Source organism: Pseudomonas sp. Irchel 3H7, assembly GCF_900187605.1.
In the GTDB taxonomy this organism is placed as follows: domain Bacteria; phylum Pseudomonadota; class Gammaproteobacteria; order Pseudomonadales; family Pseudomonadaceae; genus Aquipseudomonas.
The window spans coordinates 103060-126070 of the sequence record NZ_FYEA01000012.1; the positions used below are offsets into that span (position 1 = coordinate 103060).

The 23011-nt window shown below is 59.2% G+C and carries 19 protein-coding genes; 16 read left to right on the forward strand and 3 right to left on the reverse strand.

Features of this window, described 5'->3' with window-relative positions; genetic code table 11:
* Window positions 1-47: 47 nt before the first annotated feature.
* Both CKW38_RS22505 and CKW38_RS22510 read right to left on the reverse strand, forming a co-directional pair.
* On the reverse strand, window positions 48-1664 hold the full coding sequence (locus CKW38_RS22505) for an alkaline phosphatase family protein (protein ID WP_095113909.1): 1617 nt from the start codon (window positions 1662-1664) through the stop codon (window positions 48-50).
* A gap of 190 nt (window positions 1665-1854) precedes the next feature.
* Window positions 1855-2799, reverse strand: coding sequence for a LysR family transcriptional regulator (locus tag CKW38_RS22510; protein ID WP_095113910.1), 945 nt, complete (start codon window positions 2797-2799; stop codon window positions 1855-1857).
* A gap of 165 nt (window positions 2800-2964) precedes the next feature.
* On the opposite strand from CKW38_RS22510, the gene CKW38_RS22515 reads away from it, so the two are divergent.
* The 13 genes from CKW38_RS22515 to CKW38_RS22575 all read left to right on the forward strand — a co-directional run bounded on the left by CKW38_RS22515 (window position 2965) and on the right by CKW38_RS22575 (window position 16023).
* On the forward strand, window positions 2965-5325 hold the full coding sequence (locus CKW38_RS22515) for a TonB-dependent receptor (RefSeq protein WP_095113911.1): 2361 nt from the start codon (window positions 2965-2967) through the stop codon (window positions 5323-5325).
* Window positions 5326-5348: 23 nt separating this feature from the next.
* Complete coding sequence (locus tag CKW38_RS22520) at window positions 5349-6692, forward strand: aryl-sulfate sulfotransferase (protein ID WP_095113912.1); 1344 nt, start codon at window positions 5349-5351, stop codon at window positions 6690-6692.
* A gap of 190 nt (window positions 6693-6882) precedes the next feature.
* Entirely contained in the window at window positions 6883-7209 is a 327-nt protein-coding gene (locus tag CKW38_RS22525) for a hypothetical protein (RefSeq protein WP_007919145.1), read from the forward strand.
* 383 nt (window positions 7210-7592) lie between these two features.
* Complete coding sequence (locus tag CKW38_RS22530; RefSeq protein ID WP_007919146.1) at window positions 7593-8402, forward strand: energy transducer TonB; 810 nt, start codon at window positions 7593-7595, stop codon at window positions 8400-8402.
* A 44-nt stretch (window positions 8403-8446) separates the two neighbouring features.
* Window positions 8447-9172 carry a MotA/TolQ/ExbB proton channel family protein gene (locus CKW38_RS22535; RefSeq protein ID WP_095113913.1) on the forward strand — a complete coding sequence of 242 codons (726 nt, stop codon included), beginning with the start codon at window positions 8447-8449 and terminating at the stop codon, window positions 9170-9172.
* Between the two features lies 1 nt (window position 9173).
* The gene (locus CKW38_RS22540; protein ID WP_003220570.1) at window positions 9174-9575 is read left to right on the forward strand and encodes a biopolymer transporter ExbD; all 402 of its coding nucleotides are present in this window, start codon (window positions 9174-9176) and stop codon (window positions 9573-9575) included.
* A 366-nt stretch (window positions 9576-9941) separates the two neighbouring features.
* Complete coding sequence (locus CKW38_RS22545) at window positions 9942-10523, forward strand: alpha/beta hydrolase (RefSeq protein ID WP_007918704.1); 582 nt, start codon at window positions 9942-9944, stop codon at window positions 10521-10523.
* 53 nt (window positions 10524-10576) lie between these two features.
* Window positions 10577-11509, forward strand: coding sequence for a sigma 54-interacting transcriptional regulator (locus CKW38_RS22550; protein ID WP_095113914.1), 933 nt, complete (start codon window positions 10577-10579; stop codon window positions 11507-11509).
* Window positions 11510-11675: 166 nt separating this feature from the next.
* Window positions 11676-12473, forward strand: a complete 798-nt coding sequence (locus tag CKW38_RS22555; RefSeq protein ID WP_007918708.1) for a MetQ/NlpA family ABC transporter substrate-binding protein — start codon at window positions 11676-11678, stop codon at window positions 12471-12473.
* Between the two features lie 596 nt (window positions 12474-13069).
* On the forward strand, window positions 13070-13735 hold the full coding sequence (locus tag CKW38_RS22560) for an amino acid ABC transporter permease (protein WP_095113915.1): 666 nt from the start codon (window positions 13070-13072) through the stop codon (window positions 13733-13735).
* Complete coding sequence (locus CKW38_RS22565) at window positions 13716-14375, forward strand: amino acid ABC transporter permease (RefSeq protein WP_007918714.1); 660 nt, start codon at window positions 13716-13718, stop codon at window positions 14373-14375. Before CKW38_RS22560 ends, CKW38_RS22565 begins: the two co-directional genes overlap by 20 nt.
* Window positions 14372-15154 carry an amino acid ABC transporter ATP-binding protein gene (locus CKW38_RS22570; RefSeq protein WP_095113916.1) on the forward strand — a complete coding sequence of 261 codons (783 nt, stop codon included), beginning with the start codon at window positions 14372-14374 and terminating at the stop codon, window positions 15152-15154. Before CKW38_RS22565 ends, CKW38_RS22570 begins: the two co-directional genes overlap by 4 nt.
* Entirely contained in the window at window positions 15151-16023 is an 873-nt protein-coding gene (locus CKW38_RS22575) for a transporter substrate-binding domain-containing protein (protein WP_095113917.1), read from the forward strand. The genes CKW38_RS22570 and CKW38_RS22575 overlap by 4 nt, the downstream gene beginning before the upstream one ends.
* Before the next feature lie 359 nt (window positions 16024-16382).
* Here CKW38_RS22575 and CKW38_RS22580 read toward each other — a convergent pair whose 3' ends face one another.
* Window positions 16383-17579 carry an AAA family ATPase gene (locus tag CKW38_RS22580; protein WP_095113918.1) on the reverse strand — a complete coding sequence of 399 codons (1197 nt, stop codon included), beginning with the start codon at window positions 17577-17579 and terminating at the stop codon, window positions 16383-16385.
* A gap of 200 nt (window positions 17580-17779) precedes the next feature.
* Between CKW38_RS22580 and CKW38_RS22585 the strand changes: the two genes are divergently transcribed.
* The 3 genes from CKW38_RS22585 to CKW38_RS22595 are packed head-to-tail and all read left to right on the forward strand — an operon-like array spanning window position 17780 to window position 23006.
* Window positions 17780-18883, forward strand: a complete 1104-nt coding sequence (locus CKW38_RS22585) for an efflux RND transporter periplasmic adaptor subunit (protein WP_007918719.1) — start codon at window positions 17780-17782, stop codon at window positions 18881-18883.
* Window positions 18880-19944 (forward strand): efflux RND transporter periplasmic adaptor subunit, encoded by a 1065-nt coding sequence (locus CKW38_RS22590; protein WP_095113919.1) that lies wholly within the window; start codon window positions 18880-18882, stop codon window positions 19942-19944. Before CKW38_RS22585 ends, CKW38_RS22590 begins: the two co-directional genes overlap by 4 nt.
* Window positions 19941-23006, forward strand: coding sequence for an efflux RND transporter permease subunit (locus tag CKW38_RS22595; protein WP_007918721.1), 3066 nt, complete (start codon window positions 19941-19943; stop codon window positions 23004-23006). Before CKW38_RS22590 ends, CKW38_RS22595 begins: the two co-directional genes overlap by 4 nt.
* The last annotated feature ends 5 nt before the right edge of the window (window positions 23007-23011 follow it).

Below are 23011 nucleotides of genomic sequence, written 5' to 3' on the forward strand. Positions count from 1 at the left end.
AGTCCCCTCTCCCTCTGGGAGAGGGTTAGGGTGAGGGGCTCTTCCCACTACCAAACACCAATCTGAACAACCTTCTCGCTCTCCGGCTCACCATAACGAAACCGCTGCCCCCGCCAATCAATCTCCTGATGGCTGATGGTCGTGCGCCGCTTCAACCCCCGCACCCATTCAAACAAATACCCCGCATGCTCCTCGCGCACCGCCGCGAACGCCGGGTCATCCCCCAAATCACTCAGTTCCTGCGGATCATTGAGCAGATCAAACAACTGCGGTCGAAAGCCGTCGTACGCCAGGTACTTCCAGCGCTCGCTACGCACCATGGTCATCCGGCAACGATCGATCGGCTGACCCAAACGCTCCCGCGCCGGCGCCTGGAAGGCGTAGTCGTATTCACTGATCGCATAGTGGCGCCAGTCCGGGTTTTCGCCGTGTAGAAGCGGGATCAACGAATGCCCTTCAAGCCGATGCTCCGCCCCCGGCAATCCTAGTGCCTCAAGGAATGTCGGCAACGCATCAATGGTTTCCGCCAGTCGATCATCCACCGTTCCGCGCGTGACATCTGCCGCCGCCCGAGGATCGCGCACGATCAACGGCACCCCCACCGCCTGCTCCAGCAAAAACTCCTTCTCGCCCAACCAGTGATCGCCCAGAAAGTCGCCGTGGTCGCTGGTGAACACGATCAGCGTGTCATCCCAGCGGCCATTGCTCTGCAGAAAATCGAACAGCCGTCCGAGTTGATCATCCACCTGCTTGATCAGGCCCATGTACGTAGGGATTACAGTCAATCGTACTGAATCGCGGGAGAAGTTGAGGCTTTCCTCATGTTGGCGAAATGCCGTGTATACGGGGTGTTTGCTGGCTTCGGAGGGCGTCGCGCGGACCGCTTCGAGAATCGATTTCGTACTGTACAAGGCGTGGTACGGCGCTGGTACGATGTAGGGCCAGTGCGGTTTGATATAGGAAAGGTGTAAACACCACGATTTCTCGCCTTGCTCGGTGATGAAGTCGATGGCTCGATTTGTAGTGTAGACAGTCTCTGAGTGTTGCTCGGGTATTCGTGCTGGCAAATTCGCATGACGCATTTTCCAGCCGCTGAGGATTTCTCCGTTTTCGCCTTCGGCGGCATTGGCCCAGTCGTGCCAAGGGTTTTTGCCGTCGAAACCGTGTTCGCGCAGGTAATGGGTGTAGGGCGCGGATTCGCGTTTGTCGTCGAACAGCGGGTCGTCGGGATAGATGCCGTCATGGCGCATGTAGGGTTCGAAGCCGACTTCGTTGAGGATTTCGGCCTGTTCGCTTTCGGGATTGATCGCCAGGCGTTGCAAGGCATCGATATTCGCCGTCGCGTGGGTCTTGCCGACCAGGGCGGTGCGGATGCCGTGAGGACGCAGATAATCGCCGAGGGTCAGTTCTTCCAGCGGTAACGGCACGGCGTTCCACGCCACCTGATGGCTGCTGACGTAGCGCCCGGTATAAGCCGACATCCGCGACGGGCCGCAGATCGTGCCTTGGGTGTAGGCGCGGCTGAAACGCACGCCGGCAGCGGCGAGGCGATCGATGTTCGGCGTGTGCAAATGCGGATGGCCGTAGCAGGACAGGTAATCGCGGCGCAGTTGGTCGCACATGATGTACAGCACGTTGCGCACGGGGTTTGGCGGGGTGGGCATGGGGTTCACCGGTCAATGGGACAGGCGAGGGTTTTCGCTTTCGCCGGGGGTGTTCGGCAAGTGCATTTGGGGAATGGGTTTTATGCAGGCAGTGCATCGGTGCCTGAACTGACGCCATCGCGAGCAGGCTCACTCCTACAGGTGCGCGCATTTCAAATGTAGGAGTGAGCCTGCTCGCGATAGCGGTAGATCAGACAGCGAGTCCGTCCAGTGAACAGACCTCCTCATCTACCGCATCAATCGCCTTGATCTGCTCAATCATCGCCTCGGCCAACGGCGACAACCGATACCCCGCCCGGCTGACGATCCCGTAACGGGTGTACAACTCCTCAAGATCATCGGCCAACCCTTCGATGCGCAAACACATCAACTCTCCCTTGGCTTGATGCAGCGCATCGGAATATGCCCCGACAATCCCGATCGCATCCGAACGCAGCACCACACTGAGCAAACTGGAGCTGTTTTCACATTCGACATTCGGCGTGAACTCCGGCCGCCCACTGAGGTCGACAATGACCTTGCGCAGGTTCGGCGGACGAATACTTACCGCCAGCGGATAGCTCATCAATTGCTCGGCGGTGACCCGATCAAACCCGGCCAATGGATGCCCCGCGCGGCAACAGAAATGCCACTTGCGCGGTCGCAGCCGGTAGGTCAGGTAATCCGGATCGGCCTCGAAGTGCCGAGTGTCAGCGACAAAGAATTCAAACTCTTCGCTGAGTAATCGCTTGCTCAGGCTCTGCCAGTCATCGACCTGAAACTGCACCCGCGCTTTCGGATAGCGCCCGATGAAGCTGCCAATCGCCCGAGGAATCAAACCTGCCGCCGGCGCAGGCCCACATCCGAAGCGCAATTCCCCGGCCTCCAGCCCATTGAACTGGCTGATCTCGTTGGCCATCTGCTGCGCGCCGCTGACCAGCCGCCGCGCATGTTCGAGCAAGACCTGACCTTGTTTGGTCGGTGGCAATTCCTTGCGCCCGCGATCAACCAACTGACAGCCGACGCTGTGCTCAAGCGCCTGAATGCTGCGGCTGAACGCCGACTGCGACAGGTTCACCGCCTGCGCGCCGGCGACGAAGCTGCGTTGTTCAGCCAAGGCGATGAAGTGACGAAGTTGGCGCAAGTCGATATGCATTTTTCACATAAAAAATATCCGGGAAATGCATTGGATATGCATTACGTCGACTCCTTATAAAGGCAATCTCTTATGCAGTAAATCTTTGTAAAAACATAAATAAATAACCTAAAAGAATATACAGCATTGAAGATGTCTGTGTGTTTTTTGACCAGGAGCCGCGCCATGAGTCCGTTGAACCTTGCGTCACCCTTAACGCCACGACGGCTCAAACGCCTGCCTCTGGCCCTGTTGCTGGCAGGGAGCGCGAGCTGGACTCACGGCTACGCCGCCGATGCTGAAACCCCGGCACCAGTGCCGGCCGGCAAGCCTGCCGCAAACAATTCGCAACTGGAAACCGTGACCGTCACCACCCGCCGCCGCGAGGAAAGTTCGCAGGACGTACCGACGCCCATGAGCGTGGTCAGCGGGCAGAATCTGGAGACGCAGCGGGTCTACCGGATTCAGGATTTGCAGCAATTGGTGCCCAGCGTCAACGTCGCCTACATGCACGCACGCCAGTCCAGCGTGTCGATCCGTGGCCTGGGTAATAACCCGGCCAGCGATGGCCTGGAAGGCAGCGTCGGCCTGTACATCGACAACGTCTATCTGGGCCGCCCGGGGATGGCGGTGTTTGACTTGATGGACATCGAACAGCTCGAAGTCTTGCGTGGGCCGCAGGGCACGCTGTTCGGCAAAAACACCACCGCCGGGGTGATCAATATCAGCACCCGCGCGCCAACCTTCACGCCCGAACGCAGCATTGAAACCTCGGTCGGCGAGGACGGGTATTTCCAGACCAAGGGCACCATTTCCGGCCCGCTCAACGATCAACTGGCCGGGCGTTTTTCGGCCTACCGCACACGCAGCGACGGTGACATCAAAAACGAATACGACGGCCATGATTTGAATGGCGGCTCGCGCGATGGCTTCCGCGCGCAACTGCTATTCAAGCCCAATGAAGATTTCAACCTGCGCTGGATCGGTGACTACAACGAGGAGGATTCCAGCGCCGGCACCCGCGTGCTCTACAACACCGGGCCGACCATCAACGGCGTCAACCTGTACCAGTCGCGCGCCAACGCGGCCGGCGCAACATTGGTCAACGGTTCGCACCGCAAGGTCAATCTGGACAACGACCAGCACGTTACCGTGCATCAGGGCGGCACTTCGGTGGAGGCCAACTGGACGCTGCCGAGCGACTTCACGCTGACCTCAATCAGCTCCTATCGCTTCTGGAATTTCACCCCGCGCAACGACGACGGCCTCAACGTGCCGGCGAGTTACAACGCCGGGGTGTCGGTGGAGGACAAACAGTATTCGCAGGAATTTCGCCTGGCCTCGCCCAAGGGCGAGTTCTTTGATTACGTCGTCGGCGCTTACTACTTCGGCTCGGATCTGGACAATAAATCCTTCGCCTATTACGGACCGCAAGCGGATATCTGGAATGGCACGGCGCCCGGTGCGCTGGCCAACGTCACCAGTGTCGGCAACGGCCATATCAAGACCGACAGTTTTGCGTTGTTCGCCCAAGGCACCTGGCACCTCAGCGAGCGGCTGGATTTCACCGCCGGGGTGCGTGGCACGTATGAAGAGAAATCTGCCTGGGTCACGCGCGATGCGCCGCTGGGTGGCGCGACCGTAACGGGCGCTGCGGCCACGGCGCGACGCGGTCGTGCCGGCGCTTACGATTCCGGCGACTTGAATCAGTACAGCTCCAGTCCCTCCGGGCTGCTCAATCTTAGCTACCGGATCACCGACGATGTGCTCGGCTACGCCACGCTGTCCCACGGCGAGAAATCCGGCGGGGTTAACCTCGCGGTGGGTTCCGCTCCGGTGGCCGGCGCCGATTCACTGCTGATCGGCACCGAACGCGCGAACAACGCCGAACTCGGTTTCAAAAGCACGCTGTGGGATCACCGTCTGCAACTCAACGCCAACGTTTTCTGGACGCAGGTCAACGCTTACCAGACGAACGCCTACGACGCCGAAAACCGCGTGCAATACCTGACCAACGCCGGTTCCGTGCGTTCGCGCGGTGTCGAGTTCGAAAGCACGGTGATCCCGCTGCGCGGCCTGACCTTGAACATCAACGGCTCCTACAACGACGTCAGCTACCTCTCGTACAAAGATGCCCCATGCCCGCCGGAAGTCAGTCAGGCGCCGGGTGCTCCAGCGTCTTGCGACCTCAGCGGCCATCAAGTGGTCGGCGCTTCGAAATGGATCGGCAACGCCAACGGCGAATACAAATGGAATCTGGATAACGGCTTCGAACCTTACGTCACCGCGAGCTATGCATTCCGCTCGAAAGCCGTCGGTACGGTCGAGGATTCCGACTACGGGCAGATCCCGAGTTACGCCGTGGTCAACTTTTCCACCGGCCTGCGCGGCGACTTCAACCAAGGCCAGTGGGACGTGTCGCTGTGGCTGAAAAACGCTTTCGACAAAACCTATTACACAACCCTGTGGACGGGCGGCAACGGCGGCTATGAAGGCCTGCTCGGCACACCGCGCACGCTGGGCGTCACCGGTCGCTACGACTTCTGATTCGTCACTCAAGGAGCTGCATCATGTTGCGTATCAAAACCGCTTTGCCGGTGTTGCTGTCCGGCGCAGTGCTCAGCGCCGGCGCATTCGCCGCACCGAGTGTTTACCCGACCGGCGTGACCCGTTATGACCCGAACAAGGCCTTCAATCAGTACGTGATTTTCAGCGGCGCCGACAAACAGACGCACCTGATCGACATGAACGGCAACGAGGTAAAAACCTGGCCGCAGGCGGGTTTCCCGTCGGCGATCATTGATCCGAAACTGGTCGGCGGCGAGCGCGGTCACGTGCTGCTGCAACTGAGTGAAAAGGATCCCGGAAAACTCGGTTCGGCCGGCAACGGTCTGGGCAATCAGAGCGTCGGCGAGCTGGACTGGAATGGCAAAGTCGTTTGGCAGTGGGGCGACAAGGCGCCCGGTGGCGCGGCTCAGCAGCACCATGATCAGCGTCGTTTGAGCAACGGCAACACCGTGGTGCTGGCGAACAAGGTGCACAAGGTCAAAGGCTTCAAAGTCCCCGAGGTGATCGACGATGCGATCTATGAAGTCAGCCCCGAAGGCGCGGTGAAATGGCAGTGGCTGGCCTCGGAGCATCTCAATGAATTCGGCTTCACCGCCGAGCAGTTGAAGCTGGTGCGTACCAGTGAAAATCCGGATTACCTGCACATCAACAACCTCAGTCTGGTGGGGCCGAACAAGTGGTTCGATGCCGGTGACAAGCGCTTCAATCCGGATAACCTGTTGATCGACTCACGCAATGCCAACTTCATCGCGATCATTGATAAAAGCAGCGGCAAAGTGGTCTGGCGTCTCGGACCGAATTTGCCGCTGATCAACCCGAAAACCGCGCAGAAACTGCCGCGTCCTGTGGATCAGTTTGTCGGTCAGCATGATGCACACATAATCCCGGCGGGATTGCCTGGTGCCGGTAACTTGCTGGTGTTCGACAACCAGGGTTCGGCGGGTTATCCCAATGTCACTCTTGGGCTGATTTCCGGTTCGCGGGTGTTGGAAATCGACCCGGTGAAAAACCAGATCGTCTGGCAATACAGCGCAGCCAATTCGAAGCAACCGGGGTGGGCGTTCTACAGTTCGTTTATCAGCAGTGCTCGGCGCTTGCCCAATGGCAACACGTTGATCGACGAGGGCATGAACGGGCGGTTTTTCCAGGTGACGGCCAACGGTGAGAACGTCTGGGAATACGTCAGCCCGTATCTGGGCAAAGCGCCGGGCAGCGATGCGATCAGCAACTGGGTCTATCGGGCGTTACCTGTGAGTTATGACTGGGTGCCAGCGGGTACGCCACGCTCGGAGACGGCGGTTAATGTACCGGTTGTCAACGTGCAGCAAGCCAATGCCAGTCGTTAGTTGAATTGGAATTAGTGCTCGAACGAACGGCGATAAGTTATGAGCGAGTTGAAGGCTGCTTATTGCAATTTCGTTAGTCACTCGCGTGGACAATAGTTGAATGTCCAACCATCCTGACTGTCGTGAGTTTCCAGGAGGAAACTTGCTCTCATCGGAAGACACTTATCCCAACGATAAAGGAAATCGAATCATGTCGAGCATTAATGGCACTTATGTAAACGCCAACGCTGGCGCCAAACTGACGATTACCGATGGCAACGACGCCAACGGTACATTCAGCGGCACGTTCAGCCAGGGCGGCGTTAACTATGACGTCAGCTACGGGCATTACCATTTCCAGAACAGCACCGGACAACCTACCACCATCACGTTTGTCGGTCTGAATGGTAATAGCGGATTTCAAGCGTGGTCATTGTTTTCTCCTGATCACAATTACGCAAAAGTGCGCGCGGCCGGTTCCCGTACTAACTTTGACGGTGAAGTAGTGACCCTTGCAGGGGAATTCGTCAAACAATAACCCACGCGCAATCGATAAAGGCCGCCGCACGAAAGTGTGCCGGCCTTTTTTGTTGTTCCGGGAAAAAATAATAATCAACTATCTACTTGGTATTAGTTGTCCTGCAAAACCGGCTCAGGCGAATTTGATGCGTTGAATGAATACTTTCAATGCCTGAAAAGCATGCGTTTTTTCACCCATCGCTGCAGCCCGCGTGGCACGTGGCTTTGGCGGAATTGATCAATTCTTATATTCCATAAGGACCTATGCATAACGTTAAAGATTACTTTCGGAGATAAGCGACAAGCCCAATGATTCATCCATCGATCCACCGTGTGGGATTCAACAAACGGTCGATCGGCAGTTTTTGTAGAGAACGCAAAAAGACCGCAGGGAGTGAATCAATGGGCAATGTCCAGACCGCCGCCAGCGCAGAGGAATTGCTGTGGCGTCAGACGCCGGGTGGCGAGTTGGTCGATCTCGGCCGGCCGCATCGTGTGCCGCTGGGGCAGTTGCGTTTGCAGCGTGCGCCCAAGGGCATTCTGAGTCGGCGCGAAACTATTCTGCTTGGCGTGCTCGCGTTGGTGGTGCATGGCGCGGTGATCTACTGGATCAGCCAGAAGCCGACGCCGGTGCTGCCGATTGTGCCGCCGGAAATTCCGCCGATGACCATCGAATTCTCGCGCCCGGCGCCGCCAGCGCCACCGGTTGTCGAGCCACCGCCGCCCGCGCCTGTGGTTGAGCCACCACCGCCAGTGGAAGACGAACTGGCGGTAAAACCGCCGCCGCCCAAACCGGTTCCGAAACCCAAACCGGTGGTTAAACAGGCACCCAAACCAGCACCGAAAGCCGTGGAGCAACCACCGGCGCCGCCACAACCGGCTGCCCCGGTTGCCGCGCCAGCGCCACCTGCTCCCCCCGCGCCGGCACCGGTAACCCCGGCCTCAGCGAATGCCGCGTACCTGAAAAACCCGGCGCCGGAATACCCGTCGCTGGCTCAGCGTCGCGGCTGGGAAGGCACGGTGTTGCTGCGTGTGCATGTGCTGGCCAGCGGCAAGCCGGGTGAGATCCAGATAGCCAAAAGCAGCGGCCGGCAGCAGCTCGACGACGCGGCGCTGAACGCCGTGAAGCGTTGGAGTTTCGTCCCGGCCAAGCAGGGTGATGTCGCCCAGGACGGCTGGGTCAGCGTGCCCATCGATTTCAAGATTCATTAAACCGAAACCAAATTCGCGCGAAACGTTTACACGAGGAATACATCATGACGTTACTGGCATCTCCACTGGAATCCATCGAAAGCGCGGTGATCTGGCTGCTGGTGGTTTTTTCCGTCGCCACTTGGGGCCTGGCATTGCTCAAGGCTTGGCAATTCGGGCGTCTGAAGGCGCAGGACCGGCGTTTTCATAAACGCTTCTGGGCGGCGTCCAGTCTCGATTCCGCCGCTGAATTGAGCGAAACCCAACCCGGCGCTGCGGCGCGGGTGGCGCAGGCCGGTTACGCGGCGATTCAGGTGGGCGAGGCGCCACAGGCCAATGATTTGAGCCAGGCGATCAACCATCAGGATCGCCTCGAGCGCGCCTTGCGCCAGCAGATCGTCCGCGAACGCCGTTCTCTGGAAACCGGTCTGGCGGTGGTCGCAAGTATTGGCAGCACCTCGCCGTTCATTGGTTTGTTCGGCACGGTGTGGGGAATCATGGAAGCGTTGAAAGGCATCAGCGCGGCCGGTTCGGCGAGCCTGGAAACGGTGGCCGGCCCGATCGGTGCGGCACTGGTCGCCACGGGTGTGGGGATCGCCGTCGCGGTGCCAGCGGTGCTGGTTTACAACTACTTTTTGCGTCGGTTGAAACTGACGGCGGCGGATCTGGATGACTTCGCCCACGACTTCTACAGCCTGGCGCAGAAGAGTGCGTTCCGCGTATTGATCCACCCGACTGCGCACAAGGTCGCAGCAAGCGGCAACGCAGCAAAAGTGAAGGAGGCGTCCTGATATGGCCTTCTCCACGCAAGACAGTGATGAGGTACTCAGCGAGATCAACGTGACGCCGCTGGTGGACGTGATGCTGGTGCTGCTGGTGGTGTTTATCGTCACCGCGCCGCTGCTGACCAACGCGATCCCGATCAACCTGCCGAAGACCGAAGCGGTGGCGCCGGTCGAGCAGAAGGACCCGCTGGTGGTGAGCATCGATGGCGCCGGCAAGCTGTTTATCAACAAGGACGAGATTCAGCCGGACTTGCTGGAATTCAACCTCAAGTCGGCCAAGGCCAAGGACCCGGAAGTGCGCGTGCAATTGCAGGCCGATGACGGGGTGAACTACGGCGAAGTGGCGCGGGCGATGGCTTCGATTGAACGGGCGGGGATTACCAAGTTGTCGGTGATTACTGCGCGGTGACAGATTTTACGTTTTTCCGGGGCCGTCTCCTTGGCAGGGTGCGGCCCTTTTTTTATTTCTGGCATTAGAAGCAAAGCCCTCACCCTAGCCCTCTCCCAGAGGGAGAGGGGACTGACCGAGGTGATTGTTCGAGGTACGCCGACCTGAGATTTCGAGCCGAACTCAAGATTTGAACGGCATGAAGATCGGCTCCCTTCCCCCTCGCCCCCTTGGGGGAGAGGGTTGGGGTGAGGGGGAAAAGATTTCAAGCCATGCACAAATCGCATATTCAATTCAGATCTTAATAAATAGCTTCTTATTCCTTAACGAATATAAATCCCCTCCCTATACTCGTCCAGGAACAGACACGACGCAGGAGAGCTCCCCATGCGCAACGAATCAATCCGCTACCTGATTGTGCCGGGCTGGCAAGGATCGCCAGAAGATCATTGGCAAAGCCACTGGCAAAACAGCCTGCCGAACAGCGCGCGGGTCGAGCAGGCCGATTGGCTGACGCCGCGTCGTGAAGACTGGGTGGCGGCACTGGCCGAGGCTATTGCAGCCGACAGCACGCCGGTCATTCTTATCGCCCACAGCCTCGGCTGCATCACCGTTGCCCATTGGGCAGCCACGGCGCCGCTGCAATACCTGCGTCAGGTACGCGGTGCCTTGCTGGTCGCGCCAGCGGACGTCGAGCGTCCGGCCTGCGCGCCGGCGCTGCGCAACTTCGCACCGATTCCGACGGATCTGCTGCCGTTCCCGAGCCAGGTGGTCAGCTCCGATAACGATGCTGCCGTCAGTGCACCGCGAGCGCTTGAACTGGCGCGCAACTGGGGCGCCGAAGCGGGGATTCTTGCTGGCGCCGGACACATCAACGTCAAGTCCGGGCATCAGCGTTGGGAGCAGGGTTTTGCCTATCTCTATCGCCTGCAAAACCGCTTGGAACACCACGCCCGCCGCCGCGCCTGATTTTATTTCTTTCAACGCCCCCGTCTCCCGGCGGTTTTGGGCGGGAGTCTGCCATGAGTTTCGAAACCTTCGGTCAGCCGTTGCTGACCTTTCCCGATGCAGAAAAAAGCCCCCTGAGCATTCGCGCCAAGGCGCTGGTGTTTGTCGATCCGCGCTCGCGTCAGTTGCGTGAAGAGCTTGAGCAATTGGCGCCACGATCGGTCTCGGTGTTGATACGTGGCGAGACCGGTACCGGCAAGGAGCTACTCGCCCGGCACATCCATCGCGCCAGCGATCGTAGTGGTCTGTTCGTCTCTGTCAATTGCGGCGCCATCAGCCCGACCTACGCCGATGCAGAACTGTTTGGCTATGCCGCCGGCACCTACAGCGGTTCGGCGAGCAGTCGCGCGGGCTGGTTCGGTTCGGCCAATGGCGGCACCTTGTACCTGGATGAAATCGGCGACTTGCCGCTGCCGATCCAGATCAAACTACTGGCAGCGCTGGAAAACCACGAAGTCACCCGTGTCGGAGCGCATCAGCCGAGCCCGGTGGATGTGCGCCTGGTCGCGGCGACCAGCATCGATCTGGCGCAAGCGGTGGACGCCGGAAAATTTCATGAGCGCCTTTATCACTATTTGAGCGAAGGGCAACTGGAGTTGCCCGCCTTGCGCGCGCGCATCGGCGACATTCTTTCGCTGGCCGAGTATTTCCTTGGCATCTATAGCCAGCGTCTGGACTTGCCGGTGCCATTGATCAGCGAAGCGGCGCAGCATGTGCTCGAACAACACAGTTGGCCGGGCAACACCCGCGAGCTGGAAAACGTCATTCACTTTGCCTTGCTGGTGAGCACCGGCGACGAGATTCTCCCGGAGCACCTGAATCTGCCCGAGGTGTCTGGGCCGCAGTTTCAGATCGAACGGCTGGTTGCACAAATCAACATCGGCGGTAGCGTCGATGAGCGTAAGGCCTTGAAAGATTTGCTGATTCGTTTGAGTGAGGGTTTGTAACCGTTTCGTTCAACATGAACAAAATGGAATATGAAGCTGAATAAACGTTATTGTCCGGGAATAAAAAATCCCGGTATTGTCCGACCCACGCCAGCGATATCACTTCACTGGCACACGTATTAATGCCGTCGTCGATGACGACCGTGATTTTCGATAAGGACACTGCATGAAAAAGGTTCTGTTGTTTACCGCATTGGCGGCTGCTCTGACTGCTTCCCTGGCCAATGCCGGCGAGAAACTGGTGGTTGCTGCGACCCCGGTGCCGCACGCTGAAATCCTTGAACTGATCAAACCGACCCTGGCCAAAGAAGGCGTGGATCTGGAAATCAAAGTGTTCACCGACTACGTTCAGCCGAACGTACAGGTTGGCGAGAAGCGTCTGGACGCCAACTACTTCCAGACCCTGCCGTATCTGAACAGCTTCAACCAGGGTAAATACAAGGACGACAAGTCCAAGTACCTGGTGACTGTGCAGGGCGTGCACGTTGAACCGTTCGGTGGTTACTCGAGCAAGTACAAGACCCTGGCTGAACTGCCGGACGGCGCGACCATCGCCATCCCGAACGAAGGCAGCAACAGCGGTCGTGCGCTGATCCTGCTGCAGAAGGCTGGCCTGATCGAATTGAAAGACCCGAAAAACGCGCTGGCAACGCCGAAAGACATCGCCAAGAACCCGCACAATTTCAAGTTCAAGGAACTGGAATCGGCCCTGCTGCCACGCGTTCTGAAGGAAGTTGATCTGGACATGATCAACACCAACTACGCCCTCGAAGCCAAGCTGAACCCGCAGAAAGATGCGCTGGTGATTGAAGGCGCTGACTCGCCATACGTGAACTTCCTGGTGGCCCGTGAGGACAACAAGAACAGCGACGCGATCCAGAAACTGGCCAAAGCCCTGACCAGCCCGGAAGTCAAAGCGTTCATCGAGAAGAAGTACAACGGCGCGGTACTGCCGGCGTTCTGATCTGACGCTGGAACCACCCCCTTCAAGGTGTGAAAACGCCGATGGCCAGCGATGGTCATCGGCGTTTTTGTATGTACGCAATTTTTCGGCCGGTGATTTTGATCGTTCCCACGCTCTGCGTGGGAATGCCTCAATGGACGCTCCGCGTCCGCTTTTGGCAGGGACGCGGAGCGTCCCGGGCTGCATGCCCACGCGGAGCGTGGGAACGATCGGTACAGGCTTCAGGCAACCTGAGCCTTCAACGCCCGCCTCAACGCCACCAACAATTTCACAATCTCCTGCGGATCCAGTCGCTGCGGCACTTTTACGTCCATGTTCTCTTCCTTGTTATGAGTTTGGCCGGGTGAGTCTGGCCAAAAGCTGTTCGTCCTTGGAGGGCTTTCGTGAAAAAAAGATCCGTCCTACAGCGCAAAGAAAAATAGCCTTCTTATTCCTTCCCGGCAAACCCACAAGATAGTTTTTTGGGTGATATCAATATGCTTTAACGGTATTTAAATTCTTGTTTTTATATCTATAAAGTCGGTGTCTGCCGGACAGCCACCCGCTGTCCATGGAGTGCACCACCGTCGCTTACCGAGCGGCGTCCAGGACGTTTCATGACTTTTGATTACGCATTTATCCTCAGCACCCTGCCGGCGTTTCTCAAAGCCGTGGGCGTGACGCTGCAGGTCGGATTTATCGCTATCGGTACTTCGTTGCTGGTGGCGCTGCTCAACGCGACGATTCTGGTGTTCCGCACGCCTTACCTGCAAAAACTGGTCGGCCTGTATGTGGAACTGGCGCGCAACACACCGCTGCTGATCCAGTTGTTCTTTGTCTACTTCGCCTTGCCGGCAGTGGGGGTCCAGGTTTCCGGTTTCACCGCCGCGATCATCACCATGACCTTCCTCGGCGGCGCTTACCTCACCGAAGTGCTGCGTGCCGGCGTCGATGCGGTGCCGCAGGCGCAACTGGAATCAGGGCGCTCGATCGGCCTGTCCCACGGTCAGTTGCTGCGCTACGTGATCCTGCCGCAAGCGGGGATTCTCAGCCTGCCGTCGCTGTTCGCCAATTTCATTTTCCTGCTCAAGGAAACCACCGTGGTCTCGGCGGTGGCGGTGCCGGAAATCCTCTACACCACCAAGAGCTACATCGCGCTCTATTACAAAACCTACGAAATGCTCGCCGTGCTGACGCTGATCTGCGTGCTGCTGTTCTTGCCGCTGTCGCTGTTGCTCAGCCGTCTGGAAAGGAGGCTCCAGCATGGCCAGTTCGGGTCTTGAGTTGCTCTGGGTGTCGTTGCCGCAATTGGCCAAAGGCGCCGGGCAAACCCTGTCGATCTCGTTTCTGAGTATCGCCATCAGCACCGTTGGCGGCGTGCTCTACGGTGTGCTGCGAACGCTCAACGTGACGTGGCTGAACGCGATCCTGCGGGTGTATCTGGAGCTGTTCCGGGCGATTCCGGTGCTGGTCTGGTTGTATCTGTTGTTCTTCGGTCTGCCGATTTTCTTCGGCCTGAGCATTCCCAGCTTTTGGTGCGCGGTGCTGGTGCTGTCGCTGTGGGGCGCCAGCGAGGTGGGTGAAGTGGCGCGCGGAGCGCTGCATTCGTTGCCACGCGGGCAGCGTGAAGCGGGGCTGTCGATCGGTCTGAACGCCGCGCAACTTTATGGCTATGTGCTGCTGCCGCAAGCACTGAAGCGCATGACGCCGCCGACCATCAACGTCTACACGCGGATCATCAAGACCAGCTCGCTGGCGGTGTTGATCGGTGTGGTTGACGTGATCAAGGTCGGCCAGCAGATCATCGAGCGCACTTACGAATCGGTGCTGATCTACGGCGCGTTGTTCCTGTTTTTCTTTTTCATCTGCTACCCGCTGTCAGCCGCCTCGCGCGTGCTGGAGCGGCGCTGGACGCAAGCATGAGCGCATTGATCGAGTTTCACGGCTTCAACAAATTCTATGGCGAGCAGCAGGTGCTTAACGGCATCGATCTGCAGGTGCAGAGCGGCGAAGTGATCGTCATCCTCGGCCCCAGCGGCTGCGGCAAAAGCACCTTGCTGCGTTGCCTCAACGGTCTGGAAGAGGCTCACAGCGGCAGCCTGAAATTTGTCGGCCGCGAGCTGCTGGGCAAGTCCACTGACTGGCGCGAGATCCGTCAGCAGATCGGCATGGTGTTCCAGAGTTATCACCTGTTCCCGCACATGAGCGTGCTCGACAATCTGCTGCTCGGCCCGCTCAAGGTGCAGAAGCGCCAGCGCCGCGAGGCGCAGCAGCAAGCCGAAGCGCTGCTCGAACGCGTGGGCCTGGCGGACAAGCGCGATGCTTTCCCGCGACAGCTCTCCGGCGGCCAGCAGCAACGCATCGCCATTGTCCGTTCGCTGTGCATGAACCCGCGCGTAATGCTCTTCGACGAAGTCACCGCTGCCCTCGACCCGGAGATGGTCAAGGAAGTTTTGCAGGTCATTCAGGGCCTGGCCCGCGAAGGCATGACCCTGTTGATCGTCACCCATGAAATGGCCTTCGCCCGCGCGGTGGCCGACCGCATCGTGTTCATGGATGCCGGGCGCATCCTTGAACAGAACCCGCCCGAGATTTTCTTTACGAACCCGCAAACCGCACGCGCGCAGCAGTTTCTGGAGAAGTTCTCCTTCGTGGCAACACTGCCAAAAACGAATCCGACAAAGGAACTGGAACTGTTATGAAAACTGCCGCTTTTTTACTGCCCCTACTGAGCCTCGCCTTGCTTGCCGGTTGCAGCAAGACCGAAGAACCGCCGAAGCCGAAGGTTGCCAGCGAAAGCACTGCGCCGGCTGGTTATCTGGACAAGATCAAGGCTCGCGACAAACTGATCGTTGGCGTCTTTACCGACAAGCCGCCATTCGGTTTTGTCGATGAGGCCGGGCGCTACGTCGGCTTCGATACCGACATTGGCCGCCGTTTCGCCAAGGATCTGCTCGGTGATGAAAACAAGGTCGAGTTCGTTGCCGTCGAACCGGCAAGCCGTATCCCGTTCCTGCAAAGCGACAAGGTCGACCTGATTCTCGCCAACATGACCGTAACCCCGGAGCGCAAGGAAGCGGTGGAATTCACCAACCCGAACCTCAAGGTTGCGGTGCAGGCGCTGGTGCCGCAGAGCAGCTCGGTGAAAAACCTTGATGACCTGGCGTCCCGCACCACCATCGTCACCACCGGCACCACTGCCGATATCTGGCTGACCAAGAATCACCCGGACTGGAAACTGCTGAAGTTCGAGAAAAACTCCGAATCGCTGCAGGCCCTGGCCAATGGTCGAGGCGATGCTTATGCACAGGACAATCTGGTGTTGTTCAGCTGGGCCAAGCAGAACCCGGGTTATCGTGTGCTGGATGACAAATTGGGTGCAGAAGCGCCGATTGCGCCGGCGGTGAAGAAGGGCAATATCGAGTTGCGTGACTGGGTGAATACTGAGCTGGCCAAGCTGGGTGAGGAGAAGTATCTGCTCAAGCTTTATGACCAATATGTGCGCAAAGAGCTGAGCGATGACACCAAGCCTGAGAGCGTGATTGTTGAAGGCGGCAAGTGGCAGGGGTGATTGCCTGTTGAATCAGTGGTGAGGCCTGCCCCTCACCCCAGCCCTCTCCCGAGGGAGAGGGAGCCGACCGAGGTGTCCTGCATTAGACATCGACCTGAAAAGCCGAGTCGATTATGGATTCACAACAGCATTTTCAGGTCGGCGTAATTCCCGAACATCCGCGGTCAGGCCCTCTCCCTGTAGAGAGGGAGCCGATCTCTGGGCTTTTCAAAAACCTGCGTTCAACTCGAGACTTACATGTCGGCGTAACTAGAAAGAACAACTCGGTCAGTCCCCTCTCCCTCTGGGAGAGGGTTAGGGAGAGGGTTAGGGAGAGGGTTAGGGAGAGAGTTAGGGTGAGGGGCTTTTGCCTGAATCACTCAATCCGGCCAATGCCACGCCGGCTCATCCAGCACTCGCTGCCCGACAATCCCGGTCTGCCCCAGGGTTTTCTCCAGCACGATGCAATTGCACTCCGGGTCTTCCTGCAACGCCGAAATCAACCGCCGCGCATGCGACACCACCCACACCTGACACTGCTCCGACGCGCGAATGATCAGCCGCGCCAGCGCTGGCAACAGATCTGGGTGCAAACTGGTTTCCGGTTCGTTCAATACCATCAGCGTCGGCGGTCTCGGCGTCAGCAGCGCGGCGACCAGCAGCAGATAGCGCAACGTCCCGTCCGACAGTTCCGCCGCCGATAACGGCCGCAACAAGCCTTCCTGATAAAACTCGATGGCAAACCGTCCGCCGGCCTGCGCTTCGATATGCACCCGTGCGCCAGGAAACGCATCGGTAATCGCCGCACGCATGGCGTCGCCATCACCAATCTCGATGATGGTCTGCAATGCCGCCGCCAGATCCCGGCCGTCGTGATGCAGCACCGGCGTGCGTGTGCCCAATTGCGGCTGGCGCACCGGTGCATCGGCATCGCTGCGAAAGTGATCGTAAAAGCGCCAGCGACGAATGAACTCACGCATCTGGAACACTTCCGGTGAGCTGCGCAGGCTGCCGACCTGATCGAACAGACTGTCAAAGTTCGGCGTGTGTTGCGCCAGTACATCCCATTGGCGCTCGGTACGTGCGCGGATCATCGGCCCGTCACGATCCACCAGCAGGCTGGCGGGACGGTAAAGCGCGCCGGCCCAGATGCACTCGCGCTTGATCTGCGGGTCAAGGCTGAAGCGCGAGGGTATCGGCCGTGAATGTTCGGGCAACATGAAGTGCCCGTTAGAGTCGGGCAGCCCGAGGCTGATCGAATAACTGAAGTCTTCCCCGGCGAACCCCAGGCGCAGTCGCTTCACAGCCTGACGCACCGTCGACTGAATGGGCACTTCGCCGTTGCGCATACGCCGGCTGATGGTTTCCGGCCCGGCCCAGAAGGTCGACTCCAGTCCACCCTCACGGGCCAGCGCATTGACCACCCCGCCCTGAGCGGTTTCCGCCAACAGGCGCAAGGCTCGGTAGAGATTGGACTTGCCGCTGCCGTTGGGGCCGGTGATCAGGTTCAGGCGGCCGAGCGGGATCACCAGTTTGTTGATCGAACGGTAATTGGCCACCGCGAGAGTATTGAGCATGGAATTCCTTCTCTTCAGGCGCCTATTGTAGGAGCTGCCGGAGGCTGCGATCTTTTGATGTTGTTTTTAAAAGATCAAAAGATCGCAGCCTCCGGCAGCTCCTAGAGGAAATATGGGGGACGAACGGGCGAACGTTGAACCCTGTTCTAAGCTCACAGTCGTATCGTCACTTGCACGTTCGTACACAGGAAGGAGTCTGCATGGCGAGTCCCGGTTTGAAAACAGCGGTCATGCTGAGTCTGTTCACCTTGGTGACCGCATGCGGCGAGAAAAAAGCCCCTGAGGAATACCTGCCACGGGTCTTTGTACAAGAGGTCAAACCCACGGATTACGCGGCTTCGGTGACATTGACCGGTGACGTGCAGGCGCGCGTGCAGACTGAATTGTCGTTCCGCGTCGGCGGCAAGATCATCCAGCGCATGGTCGACGTCGGCGACCGGGTCACCGCCAAACAGGTGCTGGCCAAACTCGATCCCAAGGATTTGCAGACCAACGTCGACTCCGCCCAGGCTCAGGTAGTCGCCGAACAAGCCCGGGTGAAACAGAGTGCCGCGGCGTTCGTACGCCAGCAAAAACTCCTGCCCAAGGGCTACACCAGCCAGAGCGAATACGATTCCGCCCAAGCGGCGCTGCGCAGCAGCCAGAGCGCCTTGAGTGCGGCGCAGGCACAATTGGCCAACGCCAAGGATCAGCTCAGCTACACCGCGTTAATTGCCGATGCGCCGGGCGTGATTACCGAGCGCCAAGCAGAAGTCGGCCAAGTGGTGCAGGCCACTGCGCCGATTTTTTCGCTGGCCCGCGACGGCGACCGTGACGCGGTGTTCAACGTCTACGAATCGCTGCTGGCCGAGCGTCCTGCGGATCCCTCGATCGTCGTCAGCCTGCTCGATAACCCTGCCATCAAAACCACCGGTACGGTGCGTGAAATCACCCCGGCGGTGTCGGCGCAGTCCGGCACGGTGCAAGTCAAAGTCAGCCTCGACAGCTTGCCACAAGGGATGCAGCTGGGCTCGGTGGTCAGCGCCACGGCCAAGGGCAGCGGCAAGTCGGCAGTCGAATTGCCATGGTCGGCGCTGACCAAAAACATCAGTGATCCGGCGGTGTGGATGGTCGACGATAAAGGTGAAGCGCAGTTGCACAACGTGACCGTCGGCCGCTACCTGATCGGCAAGGTCATCATCAGCGAAGGCCTCAAGGGCGGGGAAAAAGTCATCGTCGCCGGTGGGCAGTTGTTGCATCCCGGCATGAAAGTCGAAATCGCTGAAAACACCTACAAGGATCTGCAACCGGGAGCACAGCCATGAAGCGTCTGGGGCTGTTATCCGTGGGTGTGTTGCTGGCGGCCTGCTCGAAAAGCGAGCCACCTCCGGAGCCGGTCCGTCCGGTGTTATCGGTCAAGGTTCAAGCGCTGAGCGAGGAAAGCCTCGGGCGTTTCGCCGGCAGCATCCAGGCGCGTTATGAAAGCAACACCGGTTTCCGCGTCGGTGGCCGCATCGCCAGCCGCAACGTCGATGTCGGAACCGAAGTGCAAAAGGGCACGCTGCTCGCCACCCTCGATCCGTCTGATCAGCAGAACCAATTGCGTTCGGCCCAGGGCGACCTGGCCAAGGTTCAGGCGCAACTGATCAATGCCCAGGCCAATGCCCGCCGTCAGCAGGCGCTGTTCGATCGTGGCGTCGGGGCGCAGGCACAACTGGACATTGCCACCACGGACTTGAAAACCACCCAGGCCTCGCTGGACCAGGCACGGGCGGCGGTCAATCAAAGCAAGGACCAGCTCGGCTACACCGAACTGCGTTCCGACCATAAAGCCGTGGTCACCGCGTGGAACGCTGAAGCCGGGCAAGTGGTGACGGCGGGCCAGCAGGTCGTAACCCTGGCGCAACCGGACATCAAGGAAGCGGTGATCGATCTGCCGGACACCCTGGTCGATCAGATTCCCTCCGACGTGGTGTTTCTGGTGGCCGGGCAACTCGACCCGAGCATCAACACCACGGCAACCCTTCGCGAGATCGAACCGCAGGCGCAAAGCGCCACGCGTACTCGTCGCGCACGCCTGACGCTGGCCGAGACACCGGACGGTTTCCGCCTCGGCACGGCGATCAGCGTGACCCTCAGTTCGGCGATCAAACCGCGCATCGAATTGCCGGCTACCGCTTTGCAGGAGGTCGACGGCAAACCACGGATCTGGGTCATCGACACCCAGAGCAAAACCGTCAGCCCTCGCGACGTCAGCGTGATCAGCCGCACCGACAGCAGCGTAGTGCTCGCGGGCGGCGTGAAGAATGGCGAGCGCGTGGTCAGCGCGGGCGTCAACAGCCTCAAACCCGGACAATCGGTAAAACTTGACGAGGACAGTCAATGAAAGGCTCTTTCAACCTCTCCGAATGGGCCCTCAAGCATCAGTCATTCGTCTGGTACCTGATGTTCGTCGCATTGCTGATGGGTGTGTTCTCGTACTTCAATCTGGGCCGCGAAGAAGACCCGTCGTTCACCATCAAGACCATGGTGATCCAGACCAAATGGCCGGGCGCGACCCAGGAGGAAACCCTTGCGCAGGTCACCGATCGCATCGAGAAAAAACTCGAAGAACTCGACTCCCTCGACTACGTGAAAAGTTACACGCGCCCCGGCGAATCGACGGTGTACGTGTACCTGCGCGACACCACCAGCGCCAAGGACATCCCGGAAATCTGGTACCAGGTGCGCAAGAAGATCGACGACATTCGCGGGCAGTTCCCCAAAGGTATTCAAGGGCCCGGGTTCAACGACGAGTTCGGTGATGTGTTCGGCTCGGTCTACGCCTTCACCGCCGATGGCCTGACCATGCGCCAGTTACGCGATTACGTGGAACAGGCGCGGGCCGAGATCCGCAATGTACCGGGGCTGGGCAAGATCGAAATGATCGGCCAGCAGGACGAAGTGATTTATCTGAACTTCTCTACCCGCAAACTCGCGGCGTTGGGTATCGATCAGCGTCAGGTCGTGCAGAGCCTGCAATCGCAGAACGCCGTGACCCCGGCCGGTGTGATCGAGGCCGGCCCTGAGCGGATTTCCGTGCGCACTTCGGGGCAGTTCGCCTCGGAAAAGGATCTGGCCGAGGTCAATCTCAAACTCAACGACCGTTTCTATCGCCTGGCTGACATCGCCGACATCACTCGCGGTTACACCGATCCGGCTACCCCGGAATTCCGCTTCGACGGCAAACCGGCCATCGGTCTGGCGATTGCCATGCAGAAGGGCGGCAACGTTCAGGAGTTTGGCAAGGCGTTGCACCAGCGCATCGATGAACTGACTGCAGACTTGCCGGTTGGCGTGGGTGTGCACACCGTGTCCGATCAGGCGGTGGTGGTGGAAGAAGCGGTCGGTGGCTTTACCAGTGCCCTGTTCGAGGCGGTGATCATCGTGCTGGTGGTCAGCTTCATCAGCCTCGGCGTGCGCGCCGGCCTGGTGGTGGCGTGCTCGATTCCGCTGGTGCTGGCGATGGTGTTTGTGTTCATGGAATACAGTGGCATCACCATGCAGCGGATTTCTCTCGGCGCACTGATCATCGCTCTCGGCCTGCTCGTCGACGACGCGATGATCACCGTGGAGATGATGGTCACGCGCCTGGAAATGGGCGAGACCAAGGAGCAAGCCGCGACGTTCGCCTACACCTCGACGGCGTTCCCGATGCTCACCGGTACACTGGTGACCGTCGCCGGTTTCGTGCCCATCGGCCTCAACGCCAGTTCCGCCGGTGAGTACACCTACACGCTGTTTGCGGTGATTGCCGTGGCCATGATTGTGTCGTGGATTGTCGCGGTGTTCTTCGCTCCGGTGATCGGCGTGCACATTCTCAGCGCCAACGTGAAACCCCATGAAGCCGAGCCTGGCCGCGTCGGGCGTGCGTTCAATGGCGGCCTGTTGTGGGCGATGCGCAATCGCTGGTGGGCGATCGGGATCACCGTACTGCTGTTTGTTCTGTCGATTTTTTGCATGCGCTTTGTGCAGAACCAGTTTTTCCCGGCGTCGGACCGCCCGGAAATTCTCGTCGACCTCAACCTGCCGCAAAACGCCTCGATCGACGAAACCCGCAAGGCTGTCGACAAGCTCGAAGCGACGCTCAAGGGGGATCCGGACATCGTGCGCTGGAGTACTTACATCGGTCAGGGCGCGATCCGTTTCTATCTGCCGCTCGACCAGCAATTGCAAAACCCGTACTACGCGCAACTGGTGATCGTCAGCAAAGACTTCGAGGCCCGTGAGGCACTCAGTCAGCGTCTGCGCGAGCGCTTGCACAAAGACTTCGTCGGCATCGGCAGTTACGTCCAGGCGCTGGAAATGGGCCCGCCGGTGGGGCGTCCGATCCAGTACCGGGTCAGCGGCAAGGACATCGATCAAGTGCGCAAACACGCCATCGACCTCGCCACCGAGCTGGACAAGAACCCGCACATCGGCGAGATCATTTACGACTGGAACGAGCCGGGCAAAGTCCTGCGCATCGACATCGCGCAGGACAAGGCGCGGCAGCTCGGGTTGTCCTCCGAAGACGTGGCGAACCTGATGAACAGCATCGTCAGCGGCGCGCCTTTGACCCAGGTCAACGACGACATCTATCTGATCAATGTGGTCGGCCGGGCGGTGAATTCGGAGCGCGGTACGCCGGAAACCCTGCAGAATCTGCAGATCGTTACGCCCAACGGCACATCGATTCCGTTACTGGCGTTCGCCACTGTGCGCTATGAGCTGGAACAGCCGCTGGTGTGGCGTCGCGACCGTTTGCCGACCATCACCATCAAGGCTTCGGTGCGCGACGAGATCCAGCCGACCGATCTGGTGAAAATCCTCAAGCCGTCGATTGATGCCTTCGCTGACAAATTGCCGGTCGGCTACAAGGTCGCCACCGGCGGTACGGTCGAGGAAAGCGGCAAGGCGCAGGGGCCGATTGCCAAGGTCTTGCCGTTGATGCTGTTTTTGATGGCGACCTTTCTGATGATCCAGTTGCACAGCGTGCAGAAGATGTTCCTGGTGGCGAGTGTCGCGCCGCTGGGGCTGATCGGCGTGGTGCTGGCGCTGGTGCCGACCGGTACGCCGATGGGCTTTGTGGCGATTCTGGGGATTCTCGCGCTGATCGGCATCATCATCCGTAACTCGGTGATTCTGGTGACGCAGATCGATGAGTTCGAGAAGAAGGGCTATGCACCGTGGGATGCGGTGGTGGAGGCGACTGAGCATCGGCGTCGGCCGATCCTGTTGACCGCGGCAGCGGCGAGCATGGGCATGATCCCGATTGCCCGGGAAGTGTTCTGGGGACCGATGGCGTACGCGATGATCGGCGGGATTGTGGTGGCGACGTTGCTGACGCTGCTGTTCCTGCCGGCGCTGTATGTGGCCTGGTACAAGATTCGCGAGCCGAAGAAGGACGCTTCGTCATCGACCCGCTGAGTGCG

Bases quoted from the DNA above. Each gene is read 5' to 3' on its own strand.
- CKW38_RS22545 (WP_007918704.1), top strand. From the start codon at position 9,942: ATGCGCAACGAATCAATCCGCTACCTGATTGTGCCGGGCTGGCAAGGA.
- CKW38_RS22535 (WP_095113913.1), top strand. From the start codon at position 8,447: ATGACGTTACTGGCATCTCCACTGGAATCCATCGAAAGCGCGGTGATC.
- CKW38_RS22595 (WP_007918721.1), top strand. From the start codon at position 19,941: ATGAAAGGCTCTTTCAACCTCTCCGAATGGGCCCTCAAGCATCAGTCA.
- CKW38_RS22585 (WP_007918719.1), top strand. From the start codon at position 17,780: ATGGCGAGTCCCGGTTTGAAAACAGCGGTCATGCTGAGTCTGTTCACC.
- CKW38_RS22555 (WP_007918708.1), top strand. From the start codon at position 11,676: ATGAAAAAGGTTCTGTTGTTTACCGCATTGGCGGCTGCTCTGACTGCT.
- CKW38_RS22565 (WP_007918714.1), top strand. From the start codon at position 13,716: ATGGCCAGTTCGGGTCTTGAGTTGCTCTGGGTGTCGTTGCCGCAATTG.
- CKW38_RS22590 (WP_095113919.1), top strand. From the start codon at position 18,880: ATGAAGCGTCTGGGGCTGTTATCCGTGGGTGTGTTGCTGGCGGCCTGC.
- CKW38_RS22505 (WP_095113909.1), bottom strand. From the start codon at position 1,664: ATGCCCACCCCGCCAAACCCCGTGCGCAACGTGCTGTACATCATGTGC.
- CKW38_RS22575 (WP_095113917.1), top strand. From the start codon at position 15,151: ATGAAAACTGCCGCTTTTTTACTGCCCCTACTGAGCCTCGCCTTGCTT.
- CKW38_RS22525 (WP_007919145.1), top strand. From the start codon at position 6,883: ATGTCGAGCATTAATGGCACTTATGTAAACGCCAACGCTGGCGCCAAA.
- CKW38_RS22540 (WP_003220570.1), top strand. From the start codon at position 9,174: ATGGCCTTCTCCACGCAAGACAGTGATGAGGTACTCAGCGAGATCAAC.
- CKW38_RS22580 (WP_095113918.1), bottom strand. From the start codon at position 17,579: ATGCTCAATACTCTCGCGGTGGCCAATTACCGTTCGATCAACAAACTG.
- CKW38_RS22510 (WP_095113910.1), bottom strand. From the start codon at position 2,799: ATGCATATCGACTTGCGCCAACTTCGTCACTTCATCGCCTTGGCTGAA.
- CKW38_RS22515 (WP_095113911.1), top strand. From the start codon at position 2,965: ATGAGTCCGTTGAACCTTGCGTCACCCTTAACGCCACGACGGCTCAAA.
- CKW38_RS22560 (WP_095113915.1), top strand. From the start codon at position 13,070: ATGACTTTTGATTACGCATTTATCCTCAGCACCCTGCCGGCGTTTCTC.
- CKW38_RS22570 (WP_095113916.1), top strand. From the start codon at position 14,372: ATGAGCGCATTGATCGAGTTTCACGGCTTCAACAAATTCTATGGCGAG.
- CKW38_RS22530 (WP_007919146.1), top strand. From the start codon at position 7,593: ATGGGCAATGTCCAGACCGCCGCCAGCGCAGAGGAATTGCTGTGGCGT.
- CKW38_RS22550 (WP_095113914.1), top strand. From the start codon at position 10,577: ATGAGTTTCGAAACCTTCGGTCAGCCGTTGCTGACCTTTCCCGATGCA.
- CKW38_RS22520 (WP_095113912.1), top strand. From the start codon at position 5,349: ATGTTGCGTATCAAAACCGCTTTGCCGGTGTTGCTGTCCGGCGCAGTG.